Genomic DNA, 25,747 nt, shown 5'->3' with positions numbered 1-25,747 from the left:
CTTAAGCTCACTTCTTACTTTTTCTACCTTCTCATCTAACTTGACTATTCTTTCATCTAGCTTCCCTAATCCATTTCTAAGCTCATCTCTAACTTCAATCATTTGCTTTTCAAGCATACTCATTCTAGTTTCTAGATTTTCATACCTATAATTTGAATGGTGAAGTAGCACATAATCAACCACATCTTCTGGAAAATCCTTATCAAGAAATACCTGCTTTACATACTCATATCTTGATGTAACTTTACTTGCAATATTACTACTCATATAAACCTCCCATTTTAAATCAGTGAACTGCTATTCATTAGATATTTCTTTACTACTTCACTGAAATAAGTTATCAATAGCATTATCAGGATAAGTGTCAAGAATAATATCTTTACTAGCAGTCCCTGTAACAGGTGCAATAATGTCTAATACAACACCAGTAGCAGTGGTAGCAGTTCCTCTTAGAGTAACATTTACCTTTAGTCCTGCACTAATCTCATTCTTAAGAGTATTAACATTTTGATTAATCTTTTCCAAGATAAGCTTATTACTGGCTTTTTTATTCTTAATTACAACCCTACGCTCGCCTGCATCAAGTGAGACCTTATCGCAACTTATACTATCTTTCCTACAACCAATTCCACTAAGAGCCCCAATAACAAATGGTTGATCAAATTTATTATTAATAAATCCAATTACTACCTCAGTTCCAACAGATGGTACATAATCAAATTCAAATCCAGCAATCATACGTACAGCAGGAAGTATTACTCTTTTACTCTCTATTGCAACTTCAATAGCTAAACAATCATCTTTCACTTCAACAACAGTACCAACCAAATTGCTGGGCAAAAATCTTTTGTGCAATTCCAACATATTAACTCTCTTTAACACTTTAATTTTAGCATATCTAGTTTGACTTATAGCAAATAATATGATATAATTTTTATTAATAATCCGTTAAAATATTGTATGTTTGATCCCTATAGGGGAAAATGTACGAAGAAGAATTAAGACAATTTTTATCTTTTGCTGAACAGCAGAAAATTAGGGAAGTTTTTTTTCAAAAAGCTGCTGATTTTGGAATTAATACAAATTCTAATAGCAAAGCTATTCCAATACTAAACTTAATATTAGAAACAAAATTAGATATTAGAAATGAAACATATTCAATAGCTAAAAACTACGATATAAGAAAATCAGAAGCACCTTTTCTAGACATGGAAGCATGCAAAATAGGGCTTAAGAGAAAACCAGCTAGAAAAGCTACTCTTACTTGTAAAATAACTAGCAATGGTAGCGGTGAGATCTTAAAATACACTAAATTTTATTATTCTGATACGGCACAAACTCAAAAAGCAGAAAAGTTGCTTGAATACAAAGCAACTGAAAAAGTGAAATTTAGCAAAAATGAAAGTAAAACAATGCAATTAGAAGCACTCCAAGTAGGATCTATTTACAATCTTGAAAAAGGAAAACTTTACACAAATGAAATTATTACAGGACTTACTCATCTAGAGATCGCAAACATTAATACTAAGGGTGAAGATGAAGAAGACGATGATACCTTTAGAACAAGAATTCTAAGAGAGATTAATGGATTAACCTTAAGAGACACAATATCATATTACAAACGAAAACTAGAAAGTACAGAACTTATTAGAGAAGTCTTAATCAAAAGAAAAGGCGTTAATAATACCAAATTCATCTTAAGGCCACATAAGGAAACAACCACAATAGAAGAAATGAAGCAGTTAACAATAAAAACCATTGCTCACAGGTATGAAGTGTTGGAAAAAATTGATTATGATAAGGCAACAAAAAAAATTATTAAAATAAAACTTAAGAAAAAAACTGATAATATTGACACTAACATTTGCAAAGCTAAGTTAGAAAAATACATAAATAGTCTTCCAATGGGTGGTACTTTTAGCTTATATGATATGTATAAGACAATAGGTCAAGGCATTAATATACTTGAACCTAAAGAAAACCAAACTACAAGTGAAAATGAATACTGGGAAGCATCAATAACATTTGAAAACTAGAGAAAATGTAATAATGAACATAAAGACAAAAATAAATTATAAATCATTAGAATTTGAAACTTATAGAGCATACTACCTAAACAAAATTAGCTATAAAAACCTTAGAAGTGATGAAGAAATAAAACTTGCTGAACTTGCTGTTCATACATTTTATGAAGAATTTAAGATTGCTCAAAGAGCTCACAAAAACTTTTTTTGGCATTTACTAGACCCAAATAAAACTGAAGACTATATTCACTTACAAAACCAAGCTCAGGCATGGGGACTGCCCATCTTTTCATTTGAAAAAGAAAACAAAGAAAAGTTTTATCACCGAATGGTAAAAGATGGAATAGAGTTCATACAATGGATGGGTACAACAAGTCAAACAGAAGACATATTATCAACAATTTTTGGCAAGAAAAATGATATGTGGTGGTTTTCAGATTATCATCAGGAAGACAAAGAATTCATTTCTATTGAAGTTTATATGCTAGAAGAAGAACAAAAAATACAAGCATTAGAATATTTAGAAAGAGCAATACCACCCTATATTCAAATTGAAATAATTAGATTCATACTAAAACCACACAAACTAAAAAACGGTGCAAAAAAATATTCCTATGATGAACTTGTAAAAAACGGTGGATCTGATTTTATAGTAAAAGAACTACAAGATTTTATTTATGAAGCTATTATGCTCCCACATGAAGCATTCACTCTTGACTCTATAAGTAAAAAAATATTAGATAAAAAATTTTCAAACTCTCATGTTAAAAGAGAACTCATCAGAATGACAAAGGATTTAAAAGACCTAAAAATAATAATACTATTTATAAATCCTAATACCAAACTACCAATAATTAATGATGTGATTGAAAACTATTTCTTAAGGGGAGATTCAGAAATTTATATATTCAGAAGTCCTAAAGATATATACAAACACTAAGGAGATACAAGCATTATGTCACTAAAGAAGAATAACTTAGAAAAAATAGAAAATTATGAAAAGGAAATTGAATCACTACAAAAATGGACCCTAAAAGAGACTTCAAATGCACTCAAACAAAGAATAGCTGAAGTTGACCTTGAATCAATAACTCAAATTAATTCGATCAAAGATCTTAAAGGGATATTAGATTTTGTAAAAGAAATAAAAGAAGAATTGAACCTTTATAATGACAATAGAGACAATATTAGAATACACTTTAATACTTTTGTTCCTAAATTTAGCATGCTACATTATGCCTACAATAAAGCAAGACATAAAGCAGTAGCAAGCTCAAGGGGCCTTGGTAAAACACATAATTCAGCACGAATTTGGCTTGAATATCTACTTGAAAAAGACAATGATATGACATGGTTTAGGTACACTGAAAGTGCAGTATATGAAAGTTTTGTCAAACTATTTCAAGACATAATAAGACAAGAAAACTTAAAATCTCTTTTCAAGATTGGACAAAACAAAAATAATGGACTCTGGGAAATCAAAAGCAGAGTAAGCAATTCTGTCCTTGATTTTAGGGGGGGATATTCTTCCTACACCCTTAAAGGAATTGAAGGAAAAAACAAATTATTATTTGATGAAGCTATTGAATTTCCCATTGAGCCACTACTCAAATTAGAGGGAAATGTAAAGCGAAAAGATAGAGTAGAATTATGGTATCTATTCAACTATGGAGAGCCTTCTAAATATGTTCGTACAAGTTCTACTAAATTAATAGAAGGACTTAGGAAAAGGGGTGCATACATACTTAAACTCAATCCTGAAGATAACATTTACCTTGACCCTGAATACATATCAAATTTAGAAGGCTTCAAATATTTAAGTACTGATGCATACCATGAAGCTACAGGGAAAAAAGTTATAAATGATAATAATGATAATTATTACAAACCAAAATCAAAACTTAATATCATGAGTAAAATAATTAAGAGAAAATTTACAAGCTAACTAATTAATTTAGTAAACGAAATATCTTATTATATTCTAACTTGCTCAAGTTACCCTTTGAAAGTAAATTGAACTCATAACTAGTATCTCTTTTGTAAAGAAAATCACTCGTTGTTGGTACATATCCTGCAATATTTCTCCCATATTTTCTAATCTCTAAAAACTTAAGTTCAACCTCAAGATAATTTTTAAAGTTGGCCTTAATATCAATCTCTTGAAGATAATAACCAAAATTAGTGGGTTTAAGTCCTTCTAGTAAACAAGATTGAATTGATATCTCATAAGGTTTAGCTCCTTCTTTCTTAGTCTGTATATAAGATTCAAATAATTGATATAACTTTGAAACTTGTTCTTCCTTAGTTATAATATTATACTCACCATCACCAGACAAAGATTTATTACTAACCCCATTTGTCCTTTTAAAAGAAACTAAATTTTTTAAGGAGTCAATATCAAAAACATCATAAATATTTGCAGTTAATGTAAAAGTAGCAGGCTCTAGACCATTATATAAGTAAGTTGGAGTCCCAATACCTTGACTATCTTTAGGGGGAATAATCTTAACTTCACCCCTACTCTTATGAGTATGTTGAAATCCTACTATATTATAAAGAGTAATCTTATTGTCTTCTACATTCCCCTTTTCATCAATAACCCCATATACTAGGTCTAGAAAACAATCGTCTTTTGTTATTGGTACAAAATAAGGCACATTTACTGGAAAAAGTGGTGTAAAATCTTTTTCAAGACTTCTCATTCTAAAAATATTTACAACTTTTAGCCCCATTGATGCTTTAAGCTCGCTCTCTCCTGTTGAAAATTCAAGATTTTCTAGTAAACAAACAATCTTATCAATTGATTTAGCCTTGAAATTCTGTTCTATAGAATGAATATATATATTAATCTTATCTGTGTATGCAGAATACATTTGATCAAAAAAGTAAATATTTTCTGGCAATTTTAAATCCAGAGTTCCGCCACTAAAGGATCTAAGCACACCTACAAGCTGTCCTCTCATATTATATTGTTCTTCATTTTCAAAATCCAGATCTATAGAAAAATCAGTAGGATATATAGGTACCATTTCATTATCATGCTCCATTGAGATAGAAATGGACAATTTATCATAAAAATGTGTATTCTCAAGATAAGAGTCTGACCTTTTCCAAACAGGCTTAGCCTCTATCTTAGATAAAGCGATTTTGCTATATAAATCTCTAATCCCATGTAAAGCCTTGTTTGTAATTTTGTTATGCAAAACAGTGTCTAATACACCATCACGAGCAACTCTAACTTCATGTGCAATTCGACCCTTAAGACGCTTTGCAAACTGCATAGAAGAAAAATTTTCAAACATCTAGAGTACCACCCCCAAATAAATACGAATTTCTCAACTTATCTATTAATTGCAAATCAAATTGACTATTATTATCTACTTCCTTATGGTCCAAAATTTTAGAAACATTAACATTAATGCTTTGAAGAAGATCTTTTATCTTTTCAATTAATGCTTTAAGAGAAGATATATCTTTAATTCCATTTTCTATTGAAGGTACTCTAACAGCTGTTTCAATATTTTTCTCAACATCAACTTTTACAGCACCAGCTAGATTTGAAAGAGAAGAAAGACGTGTATATCCAAGTGTGTATATCATTTTAGAATCTCCTAAACTCATATTCTTACTAAGCTTTTGAAATGAATTACTAATATCATCCAATTCTTTTCTAGCATCTCTTGTGTCTAGCCCTAATAAATCATTAAGCTTACTTAAATCACCAAAATAAGATAAAAATCCAAATGCACCTTCTTTAAGTTCATTACCCATTTTACCTATTTTATCTCCAAGATCACCTGCAAATTCATTAGCTTTTCCTAAAACATCTTTAAAACCCCCTCCTAAATAATCACCCAAAGAGTCAAATATCCCCATATAATCAAGTCCTAAAATCAATGCACTAAGAGTAGCACCTGCAACACCAGCTTTACTTGTTGCAAGAGCAGTAGCCATCTTAATAATTTTAGCTGAAACTTCCTTATAAATAGTTCTAGCTTGTTCCCCAATACCTAAAAATAATAGGTAAAACATTTTAGAAATAGTAGGAATTACTCTACTTAGTCCTGTAAATGCAGCAAGTGTAGTCTTTGCAAAAAGAGTAATTCCCCCAATTCCCATCTTAATAGCAGAAGGTAAACCACTGGTAAATACTTTAACAAGGCCACGGCCAAATCCCCATATAGTGCCACTTAAGCCTAAAAACATGCTAAGCAAAACATTACTTCTGTTTAGAAGAAAAAGGCTTTTTACAATACCTAAAAGTCCGCCGCCCATAAACTTAATACCTTTGCCAACATCTGTAAACATTCCCTTAAGTGACCCCTTATTATGATATAAACCCGTTAAGGCTATTATCATGGGAGCCATGTTAGAAAACATAGAAACAAAAGATCCTAGAGTACCCATGCCAAAAGTTATTCCACCACCTATGCCCTTCATAAACAAATTATCACTTTCTCTCATCTTATTGATAAATCCTAAAGACGAACTACCAACATCTAAAGCCATCCACTTGAACCCTCTAGCGATCTTTCCATATCCAACTTGAAAATCTTCAACCATAGTATTGAATGCTTTACTACTACCCATGAAAGTTCTATTCATAATACCTACACTATCCTCATATTTTCTAGTTACAACATTATGATTATTAGGATCTAAAACCTTATTATTTTCATTAGTGAAAAAATCAATTTGAGACTTCATTGCTTCTAAATTTGGAATTGAAATTGCAACTGACTTGGTACCCCTTATGGTAAAGACTTCCATAAGATCACTAATTACATCCCTTAAGTCCTTATCATTACGCTCTGCTTTAGACAAAAGATTAATATGAGAGAGAGTTTCAACCAAATTCATATCAAGCCCGTCTTTGCCTTTAAATTCAGTTCCCCATCTCTTTTTAGCCTTAGCTAACCGCATAAGAAAATTATTAATAGCAGTATCTGTTTCACTAGCAGTTATTCCAGATGAAGTCATAGTACCAGCCATAACCCCTAATTCTTCCAATGTAAATCCTGCACCAAGATTATTGGTCGTTAAAGACTTTGATAATGCCTTATAAGGAGTCTCTCCCTTATCAAGATTAAACTTATATTTATTAGAGACCATACTCATAGTATTAAGAGTACGCTCCATAACAAACCTAGGATCAAGATTATCTGCTATATCAGTAAAGCCATGCTTTTTCCCATGTATCTGGTAAAATCCTCTCATCTGATTATAAGAATTGACTAAATAATTAGTCATATCAGACTTTGATATCTCTGGGAATAACTTCTCTGAATGAGCCAACATATCAAGTCCTACAAGAGCAGATGACATATCCATATTACCAGATAGAAATCTACCATAGCTTCTAACAGCTTCAGTGTAGGCAATATTTTTTAAAGGATTGTTTAGTGTAAAGTTTATAATATCCTTTTGAATCTTATTTGAAGCTTCTCTTCTTTTAAGAAGACTAAGTAAATTGCCACTAGAATCTTTAATATCAGTTTTTTCAACAAATTGATTATCCATACTAGAAGAGTCAAGAAACATAGCAAGTCTGGCAAAACTATTTTGTACATAACCACTTCCATCTATAGCATGCTTAGTAAAATTAGAAATAGGACGAAAAAGATCACTAAATGAACGAAGAGCAGTTTCTCTAAACCTATACAATTTGTAACTATTATTATCCAGTTTCATTCCAAACTCATCAAAAAATATACCTATATCATCCCCTTGTCTTTTAATTCCGCTGCTAATATCAATATTGGAAAAACTATTAAGTGTACTAGTTATAGTAAAAAGAGAGTCCTTTGTATTTTTTGATAAGCTAGATACACTCTTATTTAACTTTAGAAACGACTTGTTCATTGAATTTGAAAAAATATCAAAATTACCCTGTATTTTTTCAAATGTCTTATTCATCTGATTAAGACTTTCAACTACCCGACCAATACCTTCTTTAAAAGTCTCATCTTTTAAAAGCAACTCAAACGCCGCTGTAAATTCACTACTCATCTCTATCCTTCTTACTTCTTCTTGCCAAAAATAGCTCCTACAACTTTAGCTATTGCACTAGCTTTAACATCAATTTTATGTTTCACAATATTATCTATGTCTTCCTGAACCCTTAAAAGCTCCTTATAACTTATCTTGTTAGTATCTAGACTAAGATATAGCTTTGAAAGAGAACTAAGCATACTATAACTACTCTTAAGAGTCCTAAATTCTTCACTCTTAAGACAAACAAAATTAAGCAAGAGATTCTGAGTATTCAATCTCTTCGCATTTCCCAATATTCCCGTATTTACTAGTAAGAAAGGAAAGCAATTTCATTGCTAGCAAAGGTTTTTGCTTGAACAAAAAATTTAGAATATATTCTATTTCATTTATGTGGTATGGATATACTAAAGTTTTACTAATAATCTCATACAAAACCCTACTTCTCTCTTCACCAGAAACACCCTCTTGGCAAATACCAAAATAAGAGAATATTTCTCCCATATGAAGTTCTCTAAAATAAAGATATCCTAGTTCTTCTACTAAAATACACTTAATATTTGACCCCTTATTAGCTTCTACAAACCCTTTATACATTTCAGGATCAACTTTTTCATATAGTATATTCTCATCTTGACTAAATTCGGTCTCCCTTATATTACTCTTAAAAGCTTCCTTTGCTTCATTAAAATCTAATTTTTTTCTACCCCTTTTTGGTTTATCTTCATCTACTGTTTTCATGTTCATAATTACCCCCTATTAAAACATATATTTTGTTCTACAAACATTACTTGTGAATAATTCTTATTAGAATAGTGAAAAATCTTACTTATTCGCTTATCATTGATAAAATCAAAAGCTCTTACACTCAAATTGATATCAATTAGATCATGATCAAATATAGTAATACGATGTCTTTTAACTTCAAGTTCTTCTAAATCCTTATAAAGAATTACGGCATCTTTACTAAGATAATAAGACAACCCATATTGCATCCTACAAAATCCAAGAAATTGTCTCCCATCTCCTGCAAAAGTAAAATTTAGAACTGAAAAATCATTAACAACTCTATATAAAGAGTTGCTATTTAGAGCATCAACTATTGCCTTAAGGCTGGTATCCTGCTTAAAGGACTTATCAAAGATAACCTTAATCAAATCAGATAAGATTTTAGGAACGCAATAATAGATAAAATCTTTTCTTTTAGCACAAACTAAAAAATCATATGATGCATAATTATCAGCAACAGTTATAACATCATCAATATTTAAATCTGCACTAGTTTCAAGAAGTAAAAGCATATAATCACCACTATCAGCCAGAAAAGCCTTATAATAGTCTATTTGCTTCTCTTTCACTACCACACGTAATGCCTTGTATCCTGTATTAATGTAGAACTCCCTAAACTATACCTAATATCTTGCCGAAATTTCTTGTGGCAACTAATACCTTATCTATATATTCATCAGGCTCTTTCATCAACTTGCCCTTAATCTTAGCCATAATGGGTTTACCACTATCATCACTCATATTAGTATACTCTTGTCCTGTTATAATGACATTTAGCACATGCATGATCCTGCTTTTATGTTGCTCATCGTAAAATGAGACATTAAAAATAATCCCATTTCTTGTCATAATCCCATCAGGTATATCCTGATAATAAGACTTAAATGCTGTCCAATCATGCAAATGCAATTCCATATCAAAAGTTCCTTCAAATGCACCACGAGCACCTCCTCTTGTTAGAGTAGCTTTACTAGGGTCACCAATCCCATAAGGGATCATTGTCACTTCTTGTTGAAATGGATAACTTATACTACTTACAACAAAAAAATTCTTACGGTCAGCATCAATCCTTATTGATGCATAATCATATACTGGAGTATCATTAACTATCATATCTTTCTTCCTTAATATCAATATCTATTTCACTTTCACTTTTAAAATCAAATTTTAATTGCATAATCTAACCTGTTTTTGGCAATGAAAAGCTAAATTCATTTTTCATATATCTAATCTTTCCTAAAGGAACAATAGCAAACTTAATTACAATAACGCCTTTTTGCAATAGTGATCCCCTAGTCTCAACCTCAACCGTAAAATCACTATATGATCCGGACATATGCTTTTCAAGTGCCTTTTTGCACGCCTCTTTTACAAGGACTGTAAAACTATCTTCACCATCAACAGCACTAACATTAAGATTGCGATTTAAGAAGTTTCCAACAAGTTCACGCCTTAGAATATATTCAGCCCTGTACATGACTCTAGTACGCTCCACACAATCATAATCACTATCATCTGGTGAGAAAAGCTTAGCTTCTGTGACATAAACCCCCTTAAAACCTTCTACATTCCTAAACCCGGTATATCCAAGTTCTGCTATTTGCTTAACATGACTTAATGTCACATCACTTGATAAGCTTATAATACCTCTAACTCTACCATCTCCATTTAAAACTTCACTAACAGATCCATAATAAATGGTTGAACTTAACTTTCCTAAAAATATGCCAAATGGAATTCCTTTAGTAGCATTACCTAAGTAATTCTCATATATTACAGGTTGTCCTAATACTAAAAGCTTAATGGATGGCTCAAAACTACTCTTTTTCTCTTTCCGCAAAGCTTCAATATAGGCAGTCATTGTCTCATCTTGTAAAAGATTTCTAAATCTCATTACAACAAAAAATTCTCTCTTATTTTCTCTTGATATATTATTAAGTTTGCTTATAATGTATTGCCAATCTGATGCTTTACTATCAATATCAAGAGCTAAAAATTCTATATAATCTTCTATTGAAAGCATACTCTCAAGAGCAGATAAAATTCCTTTTTGAGTATTTTTAAGCTTAGGAGCTAACTTATAGGTAATATAGGAGCCTTCAGGATAATTGTAGCTAGATGCAGCACTAAATTTAATTTTAATACCTAAGTCATCTATCTTAATTTCACTATCTTCTTTAACCTGCATGACTTTACTCTTAATTCCTTCATATTCAAGAAAAAACTGTGCAGTATCTTTAAGTCCTCCCTTAGAAATAGTTGCCCTAATATCTAGAGTCTTGTAAATATTATCACCACCTGTAATAGATAATGAATAACTTGTATCTCTAGATTTTTCTGCTTCTGTAATATCCATACTAGACTCTCTTTCACCTATAGGAATTGCGTAAATAATCCCAGTACTATATGTAAAAAAGTCTTTACATGTATCTGCAAGAATAGAATGCCCTAGTAAAGAACACTCTTCTAAACTAGTCAGTTTAGCATATGCAGCACCCTTAACTTTAGGAGCATATCCTAGAATAGCAAAAACTCCACTTTTAAGTTCCTTTTCTTTGCGTAAAGAAAAATCTCTAAACTCAACATCAAGATCTGGCAATTTATGAACTGAACTCATTAACAAAACCTCTTACTAAACTCATTAAGCTTCATCCTAAATTCATGTTCTAAAACTTCAGTATCATATAAATATCCAGCGTCAACTAAAAACGCATCTAAATAATCTGGATCATATCCACTCTCTTTTACTAATTCATCTATAAATTCCTTAACTTCTCTTCTTTTTGATTCAAAACTCACCTCAGTGCTAGATGACAACTGTTTTTTTTCTTCATTTATCTTTATTTGCTTAACAACGCTCAAATCTTACCTCCTACTTCGTACATAAATATTTATATCTTGGATATTTATCAAATTTAATTTTTCTCTTCTAAATAAAGGAAATACCATTTTACAACCTATAGAAGTTTTAAGAAGTGGCAACTTTCCTGAATAATCTAGAACATCATCATATGAAATATTTTCTACTTGAATTCTACATTCTCTATATCCCTCAAATGAAAAGAAAAGATTTGTACATGCACATATCATGCCTTCAAGTTTTGAGATAGACTCATCATAAAACCCAATAATATCTAGCTTAATCTGATATTCACCAATGCCTACAAGAGTCATTTGTTGTTTACTATCAAAAGCAGTAGTCCTATAATTAGGATCTACACGACACCCCTTAATATAGGCTAGAATAACAGGATCATTATAACTTTTAGAACCAAGTAAATGCTTAAGCTCATCATCGTTAAGGTCAAAATGATACACATTTTCAGGTATGCCAAAAAATGTAAAATATTTAGTAAAAACTTCTCTTATTATGCTTTTCATTTAAAATTAAAAATTTCTCCCATACCTGTAAATTATTCTTCCAATATTGTTCCTAAAATCATTATCTGTACCTAAAAATGGCCTTGAAGGTATATTTCTAGTCTTATCCCCCTGCATGTGAATATGAGCAAACTTTAAGGGTGAACCTATAACTATAGATTTACCCTTAATATAATAAGCAACAGAGTTCTTAAGTTTCCCGTTAATGAACAAAATTCTTCTACTGCCTTTACCAAAACCACTATATTCACGCTTTCTTATGGTACTCTCCTTTAAAGGCTCCCAAGCTCTCCCATCAGGTGAACTCTGGTTTGTAAAACATTTATTGCTAATCTTCACTAATTCTTCTCCAAGCTCCACTAAAACCTTGTAATTATTAAAAGGATTAATATCTCTTACTATTCTTTTTGCAAATTTAGCAAATATTTCCTTAGCTTTCTCAATTCCCTTCACTCTTAGCACCTACTACCTCTTTCTATCTCCCACTTTTCCTTGATACAATACTTTTTCTAATAGCATGCCTAAAAGATATACTCTTTTCTCCATTCTTAAGCCTTATAAGGTTCTTCTCATAGAATGCAATAATGCTATTTCTAATCTTTACAATCTCACGGTCAGACTCTCTACTAGCACCTATTGCAAGAATAATATCTCCAGCAGAAACACGCAAAGCATTATAAAAAACTCGCATATCCTGTTTATATCCTAAATTGCCAAATTTCTCCTCAAAAGCTACAATTAAACCTACAGAAGAGTCTATATTGCTTAAAATAAATTCACTAACTTCTCTATCTTCTACACTAACTTTAGGGCTTACCTTATTATCTAATTCTTCAAACTTAAGGTATCTAGATACCTTAATGTTAGAAACATCATTTTTTCTTTTACTTCCTAGTAAGTATCCCCTTATACTCTCAAAAAGAAAACTTCCATATATTTTTAGAAAATCTTCAACTTTAATTCCTAATTTATTCATCAATATTCCCTTATAATAGGCACTAAAGTAACATATTCTGGTGTTATATCTATATAATCAGGACTAAATGAGGTACCGTCTGTTAAAGTAGAAAAAGTATGAACATGTTCTCCTTCATAACTTAAGTAAGATGAACCAGTGGCTACAACATATTCATAATAAGAATGCCCCCAATGATGAGTTTGCCCACTATAACGATGCAAAGTGTATTTGTGATTGTGACTTCCTGATATATCTGTATTGCCCTTAAACTCCAGAGATGGTATTTGACTCTTATTAAGTCTATACTTACTATTTCCACCCATCTGACCATAATTTTCTGCAAATTTTATAAATCTATTATCTAACTCATCTGCTACCCTACATCCTTTAAGGCTTATATAATCAACAAAATCATTACGTCCGTAAAATAAAATAGATCGAGTTGGAAATTTAGGAACTTGATATTCCCTATTAAGAGGATAAACTCTACCCTTTAAAACTACTGCTATTACCAAACTTGACTTATAATTTACATCTTGTGTCCAGGAGTACTTATAAGGATCAGCATAAGAAACATCTTTATAGTAAAGATATCCTAAATTGCCTTTTTCTTTAACGTAAATAAATATAACAACACTATCTATATCAGTAATAGAATCTATAAATAAAGACGCATCTCCAATCTCAACCAAATTCCCTTCAGGTGTAAATCCATAACCTGCTGTAGTAGAAATCTTTTTAGTATCTATATCTAGTGAAACACTAAATCCATCTATTGCCCGTCCATGCCTACTTTTACTGCAATTTCTAAGTTCAAGTTCTATCTCATCTTGAATCTGATTTAAAAGATCTAGGTCAAAAGGAAGTCCATTTATAAAATTAAACTTACTCATTAATACATTCTCTCAATTAAAGCTAAATTCCTACATTTAGGAGTAAGTTTAATAGCATCAGGATGTAAATTCTCATACTCTAAAGGATATACTTTATGCCTATGAGATCCTTCATAACTGGTACTTACAGTGGAACTAATATTTCTTATAAGATTATAATAATAGTCAGATCGATATTCAGGATCTCTATTCCGATACTTAGTGTAGTTAGTATAACTATGAGTATGCGAACCTTTTTCATCAGTTTCACCTTCAACCTCAAGTGTTGGAATATGTCTAGTCTCTAGGATAAAACTAGATCTTCCACCCTTATTTACAGCTGATTTTTTACTTACAGATGAAGCGTTTATGCATTTAAGATATCTAGTATCAAATCCTTTAATTATCTTGCAGCCCCTAAGAGTTATATAATCAACAAAATCACTTTTTTCATACAAAAACAGACTACCAACAGGACTAGTAGGCTCATTGCAAACCCGATTAAATTTATCTGACATAACTCCATCTTTTAAAAATCCAATAGCTAAATAATTACTATATAATTCTTCATTTTTTCTTAAATAAGAATAAGGATCAAAAACGCTACTACCATCAAACTCATATGAAATAAAATGCGGATAATATTCTTCATCTTCTCTTGGCTTTAAAATCAATAAATGAACATAATTAGATGTATCATACACGCTATCAAGATTTGTACTACGAATTCCATCAAATCTCACTAACTTCCCAGATGGTGTAAAACCCAAGCCACCATCTACACTAGCTTTTCTATTAAAAGAGTCATATGAAATGCTAAACCCATCAATTATTTTCCCGTAAATCTTTCTTGCATTAAGCTTGCCAAAATTGGCATCAAAATTAGCCTTAATTTTATTTAAATCTTGGGCCTTGATTGGCAAATCTTTACTAAAAGATACTCTCACTAGTATTCTCTCCTAATTGGAATACAAGACATATTATCAGGAAAAATATTAATACTTTCCTGTTTTGAATTTACATATCTAGCAGTTACTCTATGAGAATGTTCACCAGAATATGTGGTATTACTATCATTATTAGGATCAAAATATGCATCTTTAGTGCCTGTGTTACTATATAAATACCTTTTAGAAAGAATACTAATATCTTGTCTATAACTATGCTTATGACCGCCACTCTCTTTTGTAAAAGTTTCCACAGTCTTAAGAGATGGAATAGAATTACTACCTAAATTCCAACCCCAAGATCCAGACTCTGTTCCAACACTTTTACTATCAAGTCTTATAAGTCTTCCAAAATGTCCATTCTTTTCTACCCGACACCCCTTAAGAGTCACATAATCTATAAAATTACCCCAATAAGGAATTATTGTACCAACAGGAAAGTAGGGTTCATTCTCTTCTCTATTCATGTTATAGCCAACATCATTATAAATACATCCTAGTAACAGAGAGTCACTAACTTTAAGACTACTTGAGTGCTCTAGTGTATAATAAGGGTCAAAAGATGATTTTATTTGCATAGTTTCTTCTTTAAGTGAAATGTAGGGTACTCCCCTTATATCATCCACTCTATTACCCTTAACAAATTCTCTACCTGTTTCATCCTTTACCAAAATGTCTGCACTATTAGAAATATTTCCTATATTTAGGAAGACAAAGTGTGATTTTGATTCAGTAAAACTTACAACTTTACTGTATTCAGTTTTAAGCTCCACATAATGTCCAGAATTTGTAAATCCATACCCCCCAGATATAAAAAGCATACCAGTTTCTTTATTAAACCTAAGATTAAGCCCTTCTATAACTTTTCCATATCTTGACTTTCTACTAGCAAGTAAGGCCTTTTTAAAATACTCTTGATATTTTATAAAATCTTCACATACAGGTTTACTACCACTAGAAAAACGCATAATTTACCTTTACCTAAGCTGATGGATAATTTTTAGGTAGACTTTTAGCATTAGTTAACTTTAACACTGAAATTAAATTGGGATTATCTACCTTAAGTTGCCCAATAAGGCTGAATTGAGCATAATGTCTCCCATTAACTCCACCTCTTTCTGAGTAATATCTTCTAGCAAACTGTCCTAAATGGAAATTTGCTCTCTCATATCCACCACTTTGACTGCCGTTATATACAAAGTTACGAAGCCCAACACTTTTTGAGTAAATATCTCCGCTGCTTGTATAATTTAGTAAATATATATATCCATCATACGTAGTGTCTTCTGGCAGCTCAAAAATGAATGGCTTTATTCCTAAAATAATCTGCAATGCAGCCTCATTATCAAACTCAGGTATCTTATATGCCTCTATTCTTTTAAGAATACCTTTGTCAGTACCAATAATTTCATTTGCAGTCTTAGCAGACATTGCTATCTTATTGGGAGATAGATGCATTTTTGTTTTAACTTCTTTAAGCTTGCCAATAAAGTCATCCGCCTGTTTAATCTCAACAGGGACTGCCTTTGTATGAAGTTCATTCATGCCATCAAGAAGATAATCACGATATACTACCTCAGCAATATTTTGCATAACAAGCTTTTCAGCACTCTTTATTACTTCTTCATCTCTATACTCAATATCTCCAAATGGACGCTCTAAACTGTATGCATTAAGAGTATAACTACATTTAGATAACTTATCCTTAAGCTGCTTAGGATCTGCTCCAAAATTAGCAAGTTTACTACTTTCCTGTTTATCTTCCATCGCATATAAAGCAAGAGTCCCCCCTTTTTCTGTAACTGGTGTTCGTATAAACATCTCATCTATTATTTTTAAATAAGGATTATCAAAATATTTGTCCGCCGTTAACCTTTCCCTGTAAAGGGGATTATTAAAACTAATATCAAAATTATTCTTTCCCAATTTTTATATTCTCCTATTTTTTCTCTATATTCTAATCCTGTTGGCATTCTTAGCCCTAAAATCCATTTCTGCTTCTGTAAAGCTAGTAAAATTGTTCTGCTTCTGGTGTAGTTTTATGTTTTCTATAAGTTCATTCTCATCTGTAATATAGGTAGTTACATCTGTTTTCTTTGCTGACAAAATCATAAAATTCTCATTCCATGTTCTAAGTTGTTGTGAAAGATTTTTCATAACACTCATTTGTTCCTCAGTAATACTAAGATATCCTTTTAGCCCATTCTGCTCATCATCCTTATCAGAAATATTCCCATATTTTCTAACTATCTCATCTATTAGCTTACCTATTCTATCTTTAAGGTTTGCATAAACTCTATCTGCAATATGATCAACCTTATCTTTAAGTCTTATTTCTTCCTCTTCTTTCATTACAATTTCCTCTGCATTTACATCTTTTAAATTATTTAAACTTAAGAATTTCCTTAAATTAGCTTCAAATAAAATGTTTGCACCATCTTTACTCAAAAGAATAACGCCTTCATTAAGATAACTATCTTCAGGCAAAAACTTTCTCTTAAGTTGAATTGCTAAATTTTTCTTGCTAACCTTAGCAATATCTACTGCAGGAATATCACTTCCCAATATAGCCATACCACCTAAAAAATAATTAGCATCTCTATCCTTATCCTTTAAGTGATATTCTCCACTGCATCCCCTAAGAGACCCAGACTCAATTAAAGAGTAAAGCTTGTCATCTATTGAGCCTGAAAAATACAAAATATCACCTTCACGCACTATATCATCGATCCAACCATTAGAGATTTGTGCTTCAGCTCCCCTAGATGAACGCAAAAAATCATTATGACCAATAAAAATTGGAATATCTCTTTTTTCTTCCTTAAAGTTTTTAATAATATTTTCTAAAGTTTCATTTGTAACTTCAAAAGTCCCATTAAATGTACCCAATGTCAAAAATGGCACTCTCTCTAGTCTTCCCCGCATTAAAATTTTCCCCCCTTATAAATATCTTCATCTCCAAGACCATACACTTTTTTAAAATATTCAGGCTTAAACTTAATATTAAATTCTTTAGCCAAACTAATATCACGCTCAAGTCTTAGTTTCTCATCAAACTTTTCTATATATCTAAACTCAGGATAGAACTTCTGTTCACCAAAATTAAGGTCAACTACTTTCTTTATAAGCCCAGCAAACCCTTCTTCTACAAAACGTCTATCAGCTTGTGCATAATTTTCTCTAACTTCTTGATGCGTCCTAGATATTGCATAACTACCCGTAGTACCACTTTGTGTGGTAAGTGTTTGCCCTAAGATTAACTTAGCTATTTGCATGTCAGCATATTCTTTAGCCTTAAGAAATGCATTATTTGTAGCATCTTTACTTAGAAATTCTTGTATACTAATCTCATATGTATCAGGATGCAATACGGCATAACAATTATCAGCTGAAGAAACTTGTTCTAAAATGCTAGCATCTTGTTCCTGTGTAGTTTCCCCAGTTTTACTCTTAATAGTAACTATTGAACCTGTTAAAAGTTCTATAAAGCATTGATGATAATAACTTGCTATTTCTTTTCGCTCATATTCACCCCATATAGTATGAAACAATGGAAAACCATACTCTCCATGCTCACGCCCATTTACAATAAGCAAATACTTGAAGTAATTAAGCTCTTCCTTATTTTTTCCAAAAATATTAGATAAAAAGAAAACTTTACCATCAACAAGCTCTATGTTCTCATTGAGTAGAAAATCAATATTTTTAACATAATAGCAGACACTGTTATTGTAAAATTCTTTATCCCATGTGAGCTCAAGACATGCAAATCCAAAAGCTATGGCATTCATACAAAGTTTTGCTATCTCAAACATAGAAAATCTTTCAAATTGATTTTTTACAAATTCGTAAATAATAGGACTACTTCCATTTGACACGATCTCATAATCTAGTGAAAGTCCTGTAAGTCTTGTATTCCACAGACTTGCTATCTGGCTATCTAGAAAAGGAAGATTTCTAAGTTTCCAAAATGGAATAGTATAGTATGTATCATTTATATATTTTGATAAATCTTTTTTGAGTTTTGTGCCAAATTTAATGTCTCTATTCTTATCCCCTACTGCCATACTGCCTTCTCAATTAATCTTGTATAATTTTCTAGTTTCCATATATAGTAAATAGCTTCTCTTAAATTCTTTATGCAAGAAGACTTAGGACTATAATAAAACTTATCAGGCTTAGTTTTTCTAACTTCTTTTGTAAGAGTAGTAGCACAACTAGTTATATAGAAACAGCATATTAATACTGCAAAAACAACTCTCATTTCCGCCTATTAAACTCCTTAAAAAACTCATCATCATCTTTTCTATAACTCTCATCTATCTTCTTCTCATAAGTATTTCTCTTCAATATTTCTATTTGTCCCTTTTTACAAGTCTTAGCAAGGCGTAGTAAATTATAAATAGCATAAAAACACATAAGACAAAGTCCTGCAAAAAATCCCCACAATTTACTAAAAATACTCATCATATTTATCCATGCCCCCCTAAGACTTAACAAAGGATATAAAATATTATTTAAGCCTTTAAGCTTATAAAAGAATAAGCTTTAAAAGCATCTGAATCAAACCTAATGCCGCAGCACCGGCAATAAAAGAGACTATAACAAGTCCCTTATGCTCATTAATTTTTTTTATCAAACAAGCTCACCTCCTTTTAATGTAAAAACCCGTTTTGAGAAAATATTGTATATCTCCCTCTTTTTATTCAAATTCAGGCTATCATATATAACCTTGTCTTTATCTGTTGCAATAAAATGACTAGAACCTGTTCTTTTAACCTTGACCTCAGTAATTTCAAACTCTCCCAACTTGCTAGAATAGAATTTATCCTCTATTCTGACTTCTGCAAGTATCCCATACCAACCCAAAATCTTAGTAGGCTCTAATATATAACAATTTCTCCTAATAAAACCCTTATTTACAAACTCCATATAAGCAGAATTAATCTTATCTTGTGTAAAGATAAGTCTTTTTAGTTTATACACAAAAAAATGTATTGCTAGTAAATAGCATCCACTCTTTCTAATCTCACTCAAAAATCTTCTATCTTCTTGTTCTAATGCAAACACCTATATTCTCCAAAAAACACTCATTGCAAAAGTCTCAAGCCTTAAATACACTAGTTATCTCCCCTAAATCCTTTTTTTTTACTTCGCATCACAAACCCCTTTGCTGCTTTACACCCAATACCTGCTCCAAAAAACCCAAATCCATTAATAAGTGCAACAGAAGCTATATCTGGCACCGCCCCATAAATAATTAATGAAATAATAGACACCAAGAAAGAAAAGTAAACACACAAATGTGCTAGTATAAGCCCATGCTTTGCTATAATCTTTGTTTGTGATCCAGTCCTGTTCTCTTGCACTAAACCCACCCCAACAATTTCAATATTGCAAAAAAAGAAGTAACTACAGCTGAGACTTTTACGACAAATGTTCCTATGGCATTAAAAGTAGTAAAAGAAATATTTGTTTTCTTGATTTGTTCTAACTCTGTAAAAAGTTTGAAGTAATAGGCACTATTTATTCTAGACTGTCTATCAAGTTTTGAAGTTAAAAGCCCTTTTAGATTTTCAAGTTCCTTGTAAATATTCTCTTCAAGTTCACGACAATCATTCTTAATAGCATCAACTTTTCCAATAAGACCGTTCCCATTTTTGACAAAATCAGGACTAAACCCAAGATATGTTTTAATAAAAGAAACTTGGGCTAAACAATCATCATTCTTATTCTTAACAAACTGCAAAACTTATATTGGCTTATTGATAATTAACGAGCTTTAAAAGGTTTGATTCTAATATTAATACCTATATAAAAACATAAAATTATAATATTGTCAAGTGTATTTCTTGCATTCTATCTAATTCCCCAAACTACTATTTTAGTTTTAACCAAAGATTTAGAATTAGAAATAGTAGTTCACTAAAATAGCTATTAACAGATTTAAATCTATTTTTTATAATTATAATAGGAAAAATTATTAAGTATTTTTTATCCAAATTTACTATTAAAACTATATAAAAAATAAATTATTTAATTTTTATCTATCAAATATATTTACAAAATATACATTTTGTGTATATAAATATATATATAAAAGTAAAAATAACTTAACAAAAGGATGGTAAACATGTTAGTTACAGATAATGATAAAATTTTATTGTTCAGCCCTAGTGAAATAAGTAATATTTTCAAGTCCCTTTACGGGCTAGATTATAGTATAAGTGGCATTTCCAAGACATTTACAGCACTAGACGCTGGGATAAAGATTGGAAAGACTTCCTATATTGCAGAAGAGTTTATACAATACTTATTTTTCAAAAAACTACAAGACATTTCCATCACAAAAGAAAAAATTGCTAAAAGAAAAGAAGAAATATTAGAAGGAATAAGTCCTGAGTTATTAGAATCAGTGTTCATGATGAATAAGTCAAGAACTAAGGAAAAATATAAAAATAAAACTGAAGAAAAATCAAAAAAAATAGAAAAAAAACTTATTGAGATAGAGTTATTAAAAAGAATAAAGGAAAAAAAATGTTTGTTTTGTAAGCTTCACAAAGTAGACAGTCAAGTTTCACTAATAAAAAAAATTAAGAATATCAAACACATAGAATATATCATGGATAATTTGATCAAATAACCTTTTAGAACTATAAAGGTGTATTATTGACAGAAAAAAAATATTGATGTAATATAAAAGTATGTGTGTAAAATTTTTTCAATTAGATGTAAATAGTGGAGCTGCAATGAATTACAAAAATAATTATAAAAAGGGAACAGGCCGACAAACCCAAAAGTTCCCTAAAAACCACAACTCGCATTGTAGTGTAAATAAATTACTCATTACATTCAAACAAAAGGATCAACAAAGGATCCAAAGGATGTTTGGAATGATATACAAAATCAACCCCAAAGGATCAAGACATTTAAAAAGATCCAAAGGAAGTTTAACCCAAATCCAAACCCAAAACAAACAAAATGAAAAAGGGACATGGAAAAGGAGATGTTTAAAATGATATACAAAATCAATAAATTTTTCAAGTACTCAACAAGAAATAAGGAAGCCTTATTACGAAGAATAATAAACAAAAGCAAAGAAACTTTAGTTCATGTTTCTTCAATTACAATAGAGCAAGTAAAATCACGTGTATCTCGCACTCTAAATCAGATTGATAGAGTAGAAAAGATTTGCTGGGCTATTGAAACTAAGGTAAGAGAATACCATGAATCAGGAAGACTGAAGCACTATTCAGCATGTGATATTCATAGAATGGTAAACTCAATCTTTACTAAAAAAGATGCTAGAAAACCATATGCTACTAGTACACTAAAGGCAGACATTAGAGCTCTTAAGGGATTGGGTCTTATTTATGCATTTGTTCAGCCCTTAGGAAAAGGAAAAGGTGGATTTTCATTCTATAGTATAAACTACAAAAAATGGAAAGATTATAAAGCAATAATTAGAAAATATTATGAAGACAGACTTATTGCTGATTTAGCAGATAAGAGAATAAAAGGTATCTTTATAGAAAAAATTAGAAACTTAGAGTATGAAGCAGAAGAAAATCTTAAGACAAGAAATGAACAACCTGAAGAAAAGAAATTGTCAAATGACTACCTACAAAATATCCCCCTTTTATCTTACGATAAAATAAGTTTACTTAAGTATAAGAATTCTAAGAAGTCTATTTTGAAAAAACAAAAAAAAGAGAAGCAAAGATCAGATAATAGTGCTTCTAAAGCAGGGATGGCTAAGAAAAGATCAGGAAACAAGATTTCTTACAAGAAAACATATGAAGAATACATGGAATGCAGGCTCAAGAGTGTTTATAAGGTGGATAAAGATAAAATAGCTAAAATAAGGTGCAATAGTGGAAACATAAATACATATAGAAACGCTTTGCGTAACTTGGAAGTAGGGATAACAGCTTATGCTGGTGATTATTTAGTAGAGCATATAACAGAACATTTTACAAAAGAATTCGTTGATAAGTACAAAGATAAAATATGGATGATGAATCCTAATACAGAAAAGGTAAATGACTTTAGTCTGATTTGGGGCAGATTCACTGATAAATACATGAATAAATATAAGCAACAAGAGATTGTGGGAAGAATAACATACTCTGATGGATATGGAAATGTAAGTGAAGTTGATAAGAATGGAAGATTTACAAATAGTAAAGTAAAATCAATGAAAATGTTACTAGATGAGTTCAGGGAAAATATAGATAAGGGTAGTGTTTACGATGGAGTTGGATTTGGAGATGTTAAGAAGAAAAATATATTGCTTGAAAATCAAAGTTCACGTAGGTACGTAGGGTGAAAAAAGAAGATTGAAAGTAGGGTTTGTATTGGCTATAATAGGCACATATGTGTTATGGGGAGTAGTGGCATGGGATATTTAGTTGATAGTATAAGTAAGTTTTTTTTCTCTAGTAAAGAGTCAGAAAAGTTTGAAAATAAAAAGATGCCTGCTGAAACAGAAGAAAAGAAAGATAATCAACTTATCCTTAGTAAAGGTATTAGTAAAGGTAGAAAATCTGTTAGTCTTACTGAAGAAGAGAAAAGAGAAAGGCGTCGTATGAGTTCTAGACTCTATAAAGAGAGAAATAGGGAAAAGATAAAAGAGTATAGGGAAAAGAATAGGGAAAAGATTAGGGAATACTTTGTAAAAAATAGGGAAAGATTGAAGGAAGTAAGACATCAGTATTATCTAAAAAATAAAGATAAAATAATAGAGAAGAAAAAAGCAATAAGGAGAGAAAATCCAGAAAAAATAAGGGAATATGAGAAACTTTATAGAGAAGCTAATCCAGAAATTTATATAAAAAGCAGAAGAAATTACTATTACGCAAATCAGGAAGAATTGAAACGTAAGAGAAGAGAAAGATATGCAAGACAAAAGCTAGAGAAAGAAAAAGCAAATATTTCATGAGTTAATAATATCTTTTACTAAAAGTTTTATCTTTATAATATAGAATATCATAAAATAAAAATTTATGATATTCTATTTTGTCTTATATAATTTTATATTATCTTTGCTTATGAGATGCTTTTATGTTTTAAAATAAAAACACAAAATGTTTTAAAAAAGAACACAAAAATCTTGAAATTTTTTGAGCTTTCTTATAACAAAATAACTTATATAATGCCCCTATTTTACTTTCTAGCAAGAATAAATTATTTTAATAAATTTAAAACCTTGATATAAGTAATTGACATCAAGAATAAATTTTTGTATAATTAAAGTAAGTTATGATTCAAGAAAGATGTTTAGTTTGAGATACTAGTAGAATACAGTAAAGCTTATTGATGGGCTAAAAACTTTCTAGTATAAAAGGAGTTTAGATATGAAAATTACAAAAGACAATAAAAATAACACTAGTGTCAGCAAGAACACCAGTGCTTTATTAAAAAAAGAAAATCTTGTTGTAAATAATAATAGCACAATACTTATTCTAAATAATAGAGTTGAGATAGCAGCATATGCTTTTAAATTTATAGGACTTGTAGGTATTTCTTTTTTATTGCTTATCTTTAATGTTCTTAGCTCTTATTATGGGTTTGTTTCTTATAATAACTTGGACAATTCAAGTAAAGAATTTGAACTTTTCTCTCTTTTAGTAAGTATTGTCATGATAATAGTGCCTTCTATGGTATTCATGTTCTTTTATTCTAAACTAAGAGAAGTTAGTAAAGGATTGCTAAGTTTAGGTAACCCAGAAAAGGTAATAGCGGTTATTTTGATATTTGTGGGTGTTACAGCACAACTTTTTAGTACATTCATGACATATGAAACTCTTTTTTACAAAAAATTTAGTAATTATATTGAAAATGAAATTGCTAAGAATAAAGAATATGTAAAAAAACGAAAAGAATTTTTAGCAAAATATGAAACAAGCATATTAGAGTCAATAAAGGAATTGGATTCAAGAATAAATGAAAATAATAAGAGAATTAAGTTGGCAAATGACGAGCATATTAAGCTAGATTATACATTTAAGACAAATAAGGAGAATTTACTTAAAGAAATTGAACGAGCAGATGCTGATAATGCTAGGTTAAAGCTTGAAAAGAGTTATAAGCTTAAAGAACTAGAAAATAACAAAAGTGAAGTAGTATCTTTTGACTTGAAAAATTTGAGACTAGGTGGGCTTTATGTTTTAGGCGGAACTTCAACTGTAATTCCAAGTGATGATATTCATAATATTATATTTTGTTGGTGCTTATTCTTACTATCTTTGATGTTAGATATCTTCTTAAGTGTTTCATTTTGTGTGCTAAGAAATACAATTGGTGAATTTCTATTGTATTATAGATCAAATTATAATGGTAAGTGTGGGAAGAATAAAGAAAGCTTAACTTCAAGTTTTAAAACTAAACCAACCATAAAAGACTTTAATGACATACCTACTGAAGTGTATAATGCAGTAAAGGTTATATCTAAAAATTTGGAAAAAGACAATAAAACAATCAAATCTATTAATACTATCCATAATAGTACTAAAATGTCAATTCATGAAATAAGAAAAATGCTACAACTTTTATTTGATTATGGATTTTCTTATAAAGGACAAAAAAGATTCATATTAAATGTGGATGCAACATTAGCCTATATTAAGAATTTTGATGGTAATAGGATAGATCAAACCTTAAGAAGTGAATTTAGAAAAGCATTTAGTAACTTAGCAGATTAGTAGGGCTAAAAGCATAAATAAAGGAGTGAAAAAATATGAGAAGTATAGTATCAATGGCTGAAAAGGCAACAATAGATGATGT

Annotated in this window: 31 protein-coding genes; 7 read left to right on the top strand and 24 right to left on the bottom strand. The window is 30.4% G+C overall.

What is annotated here, in order from left to right; genetic code table 11:
* Together bdr and F0310_RS04615 are read right to left on the bottom strand one after the other, a co-directional pair.
* The coding region (gene bdr / locus F0310_RS04620) for a Bdr family repetitive protein (RefSeq protein ID WP_232535967.1) at nucleotides 1-267 on the bottom strand (267 nt) is incomplete at its 3' end.
* A 57-nt stretch (nucleotides 268-324) separates the two neighbouring features.
* The gene (locus tag F0310_RS04615; RefSeq protein WP_182117800.1) at nucleotides 325-864 is read right to left on the bottom strand and encodes a phage baseplate assembly protein V; all 540 of its coding nucleotides are present in this window, start codon (nucleotides 862-864) and stop codon (nucleotides 325-327) included.
* Between the two features lie 119 nt (nucleotides 865-983).
* Between F0310_RS04615 and F0310_RS04610 the strand changes: the two genes are divergently transcribed.
* From F0310_RS04610 to F0310_RS04600, 3 genes are read left to right on the top strand one after another with little or no spacing between them, the layout of a single operon-like run.
* Nucleotides 984-2,036, top strand: coding sequence for a baseplate J/gp47 family protein (locus F0310_RS04610; RefSeq protein WP_182117799.1), 1,053 nt, complete (start codon nucleotides 984-986; stop codon nucleotides 2,034-2,036).
* A complete protein-coding gene (locus F0310_RS04605) occupies nucleotides 2,026-2,964 on the top strand; it encodes a hypothetical protein (protein WP_182117798.1) in 939 nt (312 codons plus the stop codon). The genes F0310_RS04610 and F0310_RS04605 overlap by 11 nt, the downstream gene beginning before the upstream one ends.
* Before the next feature lie 15 nt (nucleotides 2,965-2,979).
* On the top strand, nucleotides 2,980-3,969 hold the full coding sequence (locus F0310_RS04600; RefSeq protein ID WP_182117797.1) for a phage terminase large subunit: 990 nt from the start codon (nucleotides 2,980-2,982) through the stop codon (nucleotides 3,967-3,969).
* 4 nt (nucleotides 3,970-3,973) lie between these two features.
* Here the strand turns inward: F0310_RS04600 and F0310_RS04595 are convergent, their stop codons facing one another.
* The 22 genes from F0310_RS04595 to F0310_RS04490 form a co-directional block, all read right to left on the bottom strand.
* Complete coding sequence (locus tag F0310_RS04595; RefSeq protein ID WP_182117796.1) at nucleotides 3,974-5,326, bottom strand: hypothetical protein; 1,353 nt, start codon at nucleotides 5,324-5,326, stop codon at nucleotides 3,974-3,976.
* The gene (locus F0310_RS04590; RefSeq protein ID WP_182117795.1) at nucleotides 5,319-8,033 is read right to left on the bottom strand and encodes a phage tail tape measure protein; all 2,715 of its coding nucleotides are present in this window, start codon (nucleotides 8,031-8,033) and stop codon (nucleotides 5,319-5,321) included. Before F0310_RS04590 ends, F0310_RS04595 begins: the two co-directional genes overlap by 8 nt.
* An 11-nt stretch (nucleotides 8,034-8,044) precedes the next feature.
* Entirely contained in the window at nucleotides 8,045-8,293 is a 249-nt protein-coding gene (locus F0310_RS04585) for a hypothetical protein (RefSeq protein WP_182117794.1), read from the bottom strand.
* A complete protein-coding gene (locus tag F0310_RS04580; protein ID WP_182117793.1) occupies nucleotides 8,268-8,762 on the bottom strand; it encodes a hypothetical protein in 495 nt (164 codons plus the stop codon). Before F0310_RS04580 ends, F0310_RS04585 begins: the two co-directional genes overlap by 26 nt.
* A 2-nt stretch (nucleotides 8,763-8,764) precedes the next feature.
* Nucleotides 8,765-9,379, bottom strand: a complete 615-nt coding sequence (locus F0310_RS04575; RefSeq protein WP_182117792.1) for a hypothetical protein — start codon at nucleotides 9,377-9,379, stop codon at nucleotides 8,765-8,767.
* Between the two features lie 37 nt (nucleotides 9,380-9,416).
* A complete protein-coding gene (locus F0310_RS04570; protein WP_182117791.1) occupies nucleotides 9,417-9,917 on the bottom strand; it encodes a hypothetical protein in 501 nt (166 codons plus the stop codon).
* 67 nt (nucleotides 9,918-9,984) lie between these two features.
* Nucleotides 9,985-11,421 carry a DUF2586 family protein gene (locus tag F0310_RS04565; protein ID WP_182117790.1) on the bottom strand — a complete coding sequence of 479 codons (1,437 nt, stop codon included), beginning with the start codon at nucleotides 11,419-11,421 and terminating at the stop codon, nucleotides 9,985-9,987.
* Complete coding sequence (locus F0310_RS04560; RefSeq protein WP_182117789.1) at nucleotides 11,421-11,666, bottom strand: hypothetical protein; 246 nt, start codon at nucleotides 11,664-11,666, stop codon at nucleotides 11,421-11,423. The genes F0310_RS04565 and F0310_RS04560 overlap by 1 nt, the downstream gene beginning before the upstream one ends.
* 3 nt (nucleotides 11,667-11,669) lie before the next feature.
* The gene (locus F0310_RS04555) at nucleotides 11,670-12,185 is read right to left on the bottom strand and encodes a hypothetical protein (RefSeq protein ID WP_182117788.1); all 516 of its coding nucleotides are present in this window, start codon (nucleotides 12,183-12,185) and stop codon (nucleotides 11,670-11,672) included.
* A 6-nt stretch (nucleotides 12,186-12,191) separates the two neighbouring features.
* Nucleotides 12,192-12,647, bottom strand: coding sequence for a phage virion morphogenesis family protein (locus F0310_RS04550; protein ID WP_182117787.1), 456 nt, complete (start codon nucleotides 12,645-12,647; stop codon nucleotides 12,192-12,194).
* Between the two features lie 13 nt (nucleotides 12,648-12,660).
* A complete protein-coding gene (locus tag F0310_RS04545; RefSeq protein ID WP_182117786.1) occupies nucleotides 12,661-13,161 on the bottom strand; it encodes a hypothetical protein in 501 nt (166 codons plus the stop codon).
* Nucleotides 13,161-14,036: a hypothetical protein gene (locus F0310_RS04540; RefSeq protein ID WP_182117785.1), complete on the bottom strand. Its 876-nt coding sequence runs from the start codon at nucleotides 14,034-14,036 to the stop codon at nucleotides 13,161-13,163. The genes F0310_RS04545 and F0310_RS04540 overlap by 1 nt, the downstream gene beginning before the upstream one ends.
* Nucleotides 14,036-14,962, bottom strand: a complete 927-nt coding sequence (locus tag F0310_RS04535) for a hypothetical protein (RefSeq protein WP_182117784.1) — start codon at nucleotides 14,960-14,962, stop codon at nucleotides 14,036-14,038. The genes F0310_RS04540 and F0310_RS04535 overlap by 1 nt, the downstream gene beginning before the upstream one ends.
* Nucleotides 14,962-15,930: a hypothetical protein gene (locus F0310_RS04530; RefSeq protein WP_182117783.1), complete on the bottom strand. Its 969-nt coding sequence runs from the start codon at nucleotides 15,928-15,930 to the stop codon at nucleotides 14,962-14,964. The genes F0310_RS04535 and F0310_RS04530 overlap by 1 nt, the downstream gene beginning before the upstream one ends.
* A gap of 13 nt (nucleotides 15,931-15,943) precedes the next feature.
* Nucleotides 15,944-16,888 carry a hypothetical protein gene (locus tag F0310_RS04525; RefSeq protein WP_182117782.1) on the bottom strand — a complete coding sequence of 315 codons (945 nt, stop codon included), beginning with the start codon at nucleotides 16,886-16,888 and terminating at the stop codon, nucleotides 15,944-15,946.
* 24 nt (nucleotides 16,889-16,912) lie between these two features.
* The gene (locus F0310_RS04520) at nucleotides 16,913-17,887 is read right to left on the bottom strand and encodes a hypothetical protein (RefSeq protein WP_182117781.1); all 975 of its coding nucleotides are present in this window, start codon (nucleotides 17,885-17,887) and stop codon (nucleotides 16,913-16,915) included.
* Nucleotides 17,887-19,029: a phage portal protein family protein gene (locus F0310_RS04515; RefSeq protein WP_182117780.1), complete on the bottom strand. Its 1,143-nt coding sequence runs from the start codon at nucleotides 19,027-19,029 to the stop codon at nucleotides 17,887-17,889. Before F0310_RS04515 ends, F0310_RS04520 begins: the two co-directional genes overlap by 1 nt.
* Entirely contained in the window at nucleotides 19,020-19,226 is a 207-nt protein-coding gene (locus F0310_RS04510; RefSeq protein WP_182117779.1) for a hypothetical protein, read from the bottom strand. The genes F0310_RS04515 and F0310_RS04510 overlap by 10 nt, the downstream gene beginning before the upstream one ends.
* Nucleotides 19,223-19,432: a hypothetical protein gene (locus F0310_RS04505; protein WP_182117778.1), complete on the bottom strand. Its 210-nt coding sequence runs from the start codon at nucleotides 19,430-19,432 to the stop codon at nucleotides 19,223-19,225. Before F0310_RS04505 ends, F0310_RS04510 begins: the two co-directional genes overlap by 4 nt.
* A 165-nt stretch (nucleotides 19,433-19,597) precedes the next feature.
* Nucleotides 19,598-20,032, bottom strand: coding sequence for a DUF261 family protein (locus F0310_RS04500; protein WP_182117777.1), 435 nt, complete (start codon nucleotides 20,030-20,032; stop codon nucleotides 19,598-19,600).
* A gap of 50 nt (nucleotides 20,033-20,082) precedes the next feature.
* Complete coding sequence (locus F0310_RS04495; protein ID WP_182117776.1) at nucleotides 20,083-20,331, bottom strand: hypothetical protein; 249 nt, start codon at nucleotides 20,329-20,331, stop codon at nucleotides 20,083-20,085.
* Nucleotides 20,331-20,711 (bottom strand): hypothetical protein, encoded by a 381-nt coding sequence (locus F0310_RS04490; RefSeq protein ID WP_182117775.1) that lies wholly within the window; start codon nucleotides 20,709-20,711, stop codon nucleotides 20,331-20,333. The genes F0310_RS04495 and F0310_RS04490 overlap by 1 nt, the downstream gene beginning before the upstream one ends.
* 384 nt (nucleotides 20,712-21,095) lie before the next feature.
* Between F0310_RS04490 and F0310_RS04485 the strand changes: the two genes are divergently transcribed.
* From F0310_RS04485 to F0310_RS04470, 4 genes are all read left to right on the top strand, one after another.
* Complete coding sequence (locus F0310_RS04485; RefSeq protein ID WP_182117774.1) at nucleotides 21,096-21,605, top strand: hypothetical protein; 510 nt, start codon at nucleotides 21,096-21,098, stop codon at nucleotides 21,603-21,605.
* A 372-nt stretch (nucleotides 21,606-21,977) separates the two neighbouring features.
* Entirely contained in the window at nucleotides 21,978-23,291 is a 1,314-nt protein-coding gene (locus F0310_RS04480; RefSeq protein ID WP_182117773.1) for a plasmid maintenance protein, read from the top strand.
* 69 nt (nucleotides 23,292-23,360) lie between these two features.
* On the top strand, nucleotides 23,361-23,903 hold the full coding sequence (locus tag F0310_RS04475; protein ID WP_182117772.1) for a hypothetical protein: 543 nt from the start codon (nucleotides 23,361-23,363) through the stop codon (nucleotides 23,901-23,903).
* A 415-nt stretch (nucleotides 23,904-24,318) separates the two neighbouring features.
* Entirely contained in the window at nucleotides 24,319-25,665 is a 1,347-nt protein-coding gene (locus F0310_RS04470; RefSeq protein WP_182117771.1) for a DUF4200 domain-containing protein, read from the top strand.
* Nucleotides 25,666-25,747 lie beyond the last annotated feature (82 nt).

It is taken from the genome of Borrelia sp. A-FGy1 (assembly GCF_014084025.1).
In the GTDB taxonomy this organism is placed as follows: Bacteria; Spirochaetota; Spirochaetia; order Borreliales; family Borreliaceae; genus Borrelia.
The sequence above is the reverse complement of the archived record's forward strand: the minus strand, read 5'-3'. Positions and strand labels throughout refer to the sequence as shown.

What these genes read in the sequence shown, in the direction of transcription:
- F0310_RS04615 (WP_182117800.1), bottom strand. Translation starts at nt 864, where the DNA reads ATGTTGGAATTGCACAAAAGATTTTTGCCCAGCAATTTGGTTGGTACT.
- F0310_RS04610 (WP_182117799.1), top strand. Translation starts at nt 984, where the DNA reads ATGTACGAAGAAGAATTAAGACAATTTTTATCTTTTGCTGAACAGCAG.
- F0310_RS04600 (WP_182117797.1), top strand. Translation starts at nt 2,980, where the DNA reads ATGTCACTAAAGAAGAATAACTTAGAAAAAATAGAAAATTATGAAAAG.
- F0310_RS04595 (WP_182117796.1), bottom strand. Translation starts at nt 5,326, where the DNA reads ATGTTTGAAAATTTTTCTTCTATGCAGTTTGCAAAGCGTCTTAAGGGT.
- F0310_RS04590 (WP_182117795.1), bottom strand. Translation starts at nt 8,033, where the DNA reads ATGAGTAGTGAATTTACAGCGGCGTTTGAGTTGCTTTTAAAAGATGAG.
- F0310_RS04580 (WP_182117793.1), bottom strand. Translation starts at nt 8,762, where the DNA reads ATGAACATGAAAACAGTAGATGAAGATAAACCAAAAAGGGGTAGAAAA.
- F0310_RS04570 (WP_182117791.1), bottom strand. Translation starts at nt 9,917, where the DNA reads ATGATAGTTAATGATACTCCAGTATATGATTATGCATCAATAAGGATT.
- F0310_RS04565 (WP_182117790.1), bottom strand. Translation starts at nt 11,421, where the DNA reads ATGAGTTCAGTTCATAAATTGCCAGATCTTGATGTTGAGTTTAGAGAT.
- F0310_RS04555 (WP_182117788.1), bottom strand. Translation starts at nt 12,185, where the DNA reads ATGAAAAGCATAATAAGAGAAGTTTTTACTAAATATTTTACATTTTTT.
- F0310_RS04545 (WP_182117786.1), bottom strand. Translation starts at nt 13,161, where the DNA reads ATGAATAAATTAGGAATTAAAGTTGAAGATTTTCTAAAAATATATGGA.
- F0310_RS04540 (WP_182117785.1), bottom strand. Translation starts at nt 14,036, where the DNA reads ATGAGTAAGTTTAATTTTATAAATGGACTTCCTTTTGACCTAGATCTT.
- F0310_RS04530 (WP_182117783.1), bottom strand. Translation starts at nt 15,930, where the DNA reads ATGCGTTTTTCTAGTGGTAGTAAACCTGTATGTGAAGATTTTATAAAA.
- F0310_RS04520 (WP_182117781.1), bottom strand. Translation starts at nt 17,887, where the DNA reads ATGCGGGGAAGACTAGAGAGAGTGCCATTTTTGACATTGGGTACATTT.
- F0310_RS04515 (WP_182117780.1), bottom strand. Translation starts at nt 19,029, where the DNA reads ATGGCAGTAGGGGATAAGAATAGAGACATTAAATTTGGCACAAAACTC.
- F0310_RS04510 (WP_182117779.1), bottom strand. Translation starts at nt 19,226, where the DNA reads ATGAGAGTTGTTTTTGCAGTATTAATATGCTGTTTCTATATAACTAGT.
- F0310_RS04505 (WP_182117778.1), bottom strand. Translation starts at nt 19,432, where the DNA reads ATGATGAGTATTTTTAGTAAATTGTGGGGATTTTTTGCAGGACTTTGT.
- F0310_RS04485 (WP_182117774.1), top strand. Translation starts at nt 21,096, where the DNA reads ATGTTAGTTACAGATAATGATAAAATTTTATTGTTCAGCCCTAGTGAA.
- F0310_RS04480 (WP_182117773.1), top strand. Translation starts at nt 21,978, where the DNA reads ATGATATACAAAATCAATAAATTTTTCAAGTACTCAACAAGAAATAAG.
- F0310_RS04475 (WP_182117772.1), top strand. Translation starts at nt 23,361, where the DNA reads ATGGGATATTTAGTTGATAGTATAAGTAAGTTTTTTTTCTCTAGTAAA.
- F0310_RS04470 (WP_182117771.1), top strand. Translation starts at nt 24,319, where the DNA reads ATGAAAATTACAAAAGACAATAAAAATAACACTAGTGTCAGCAAGAAC.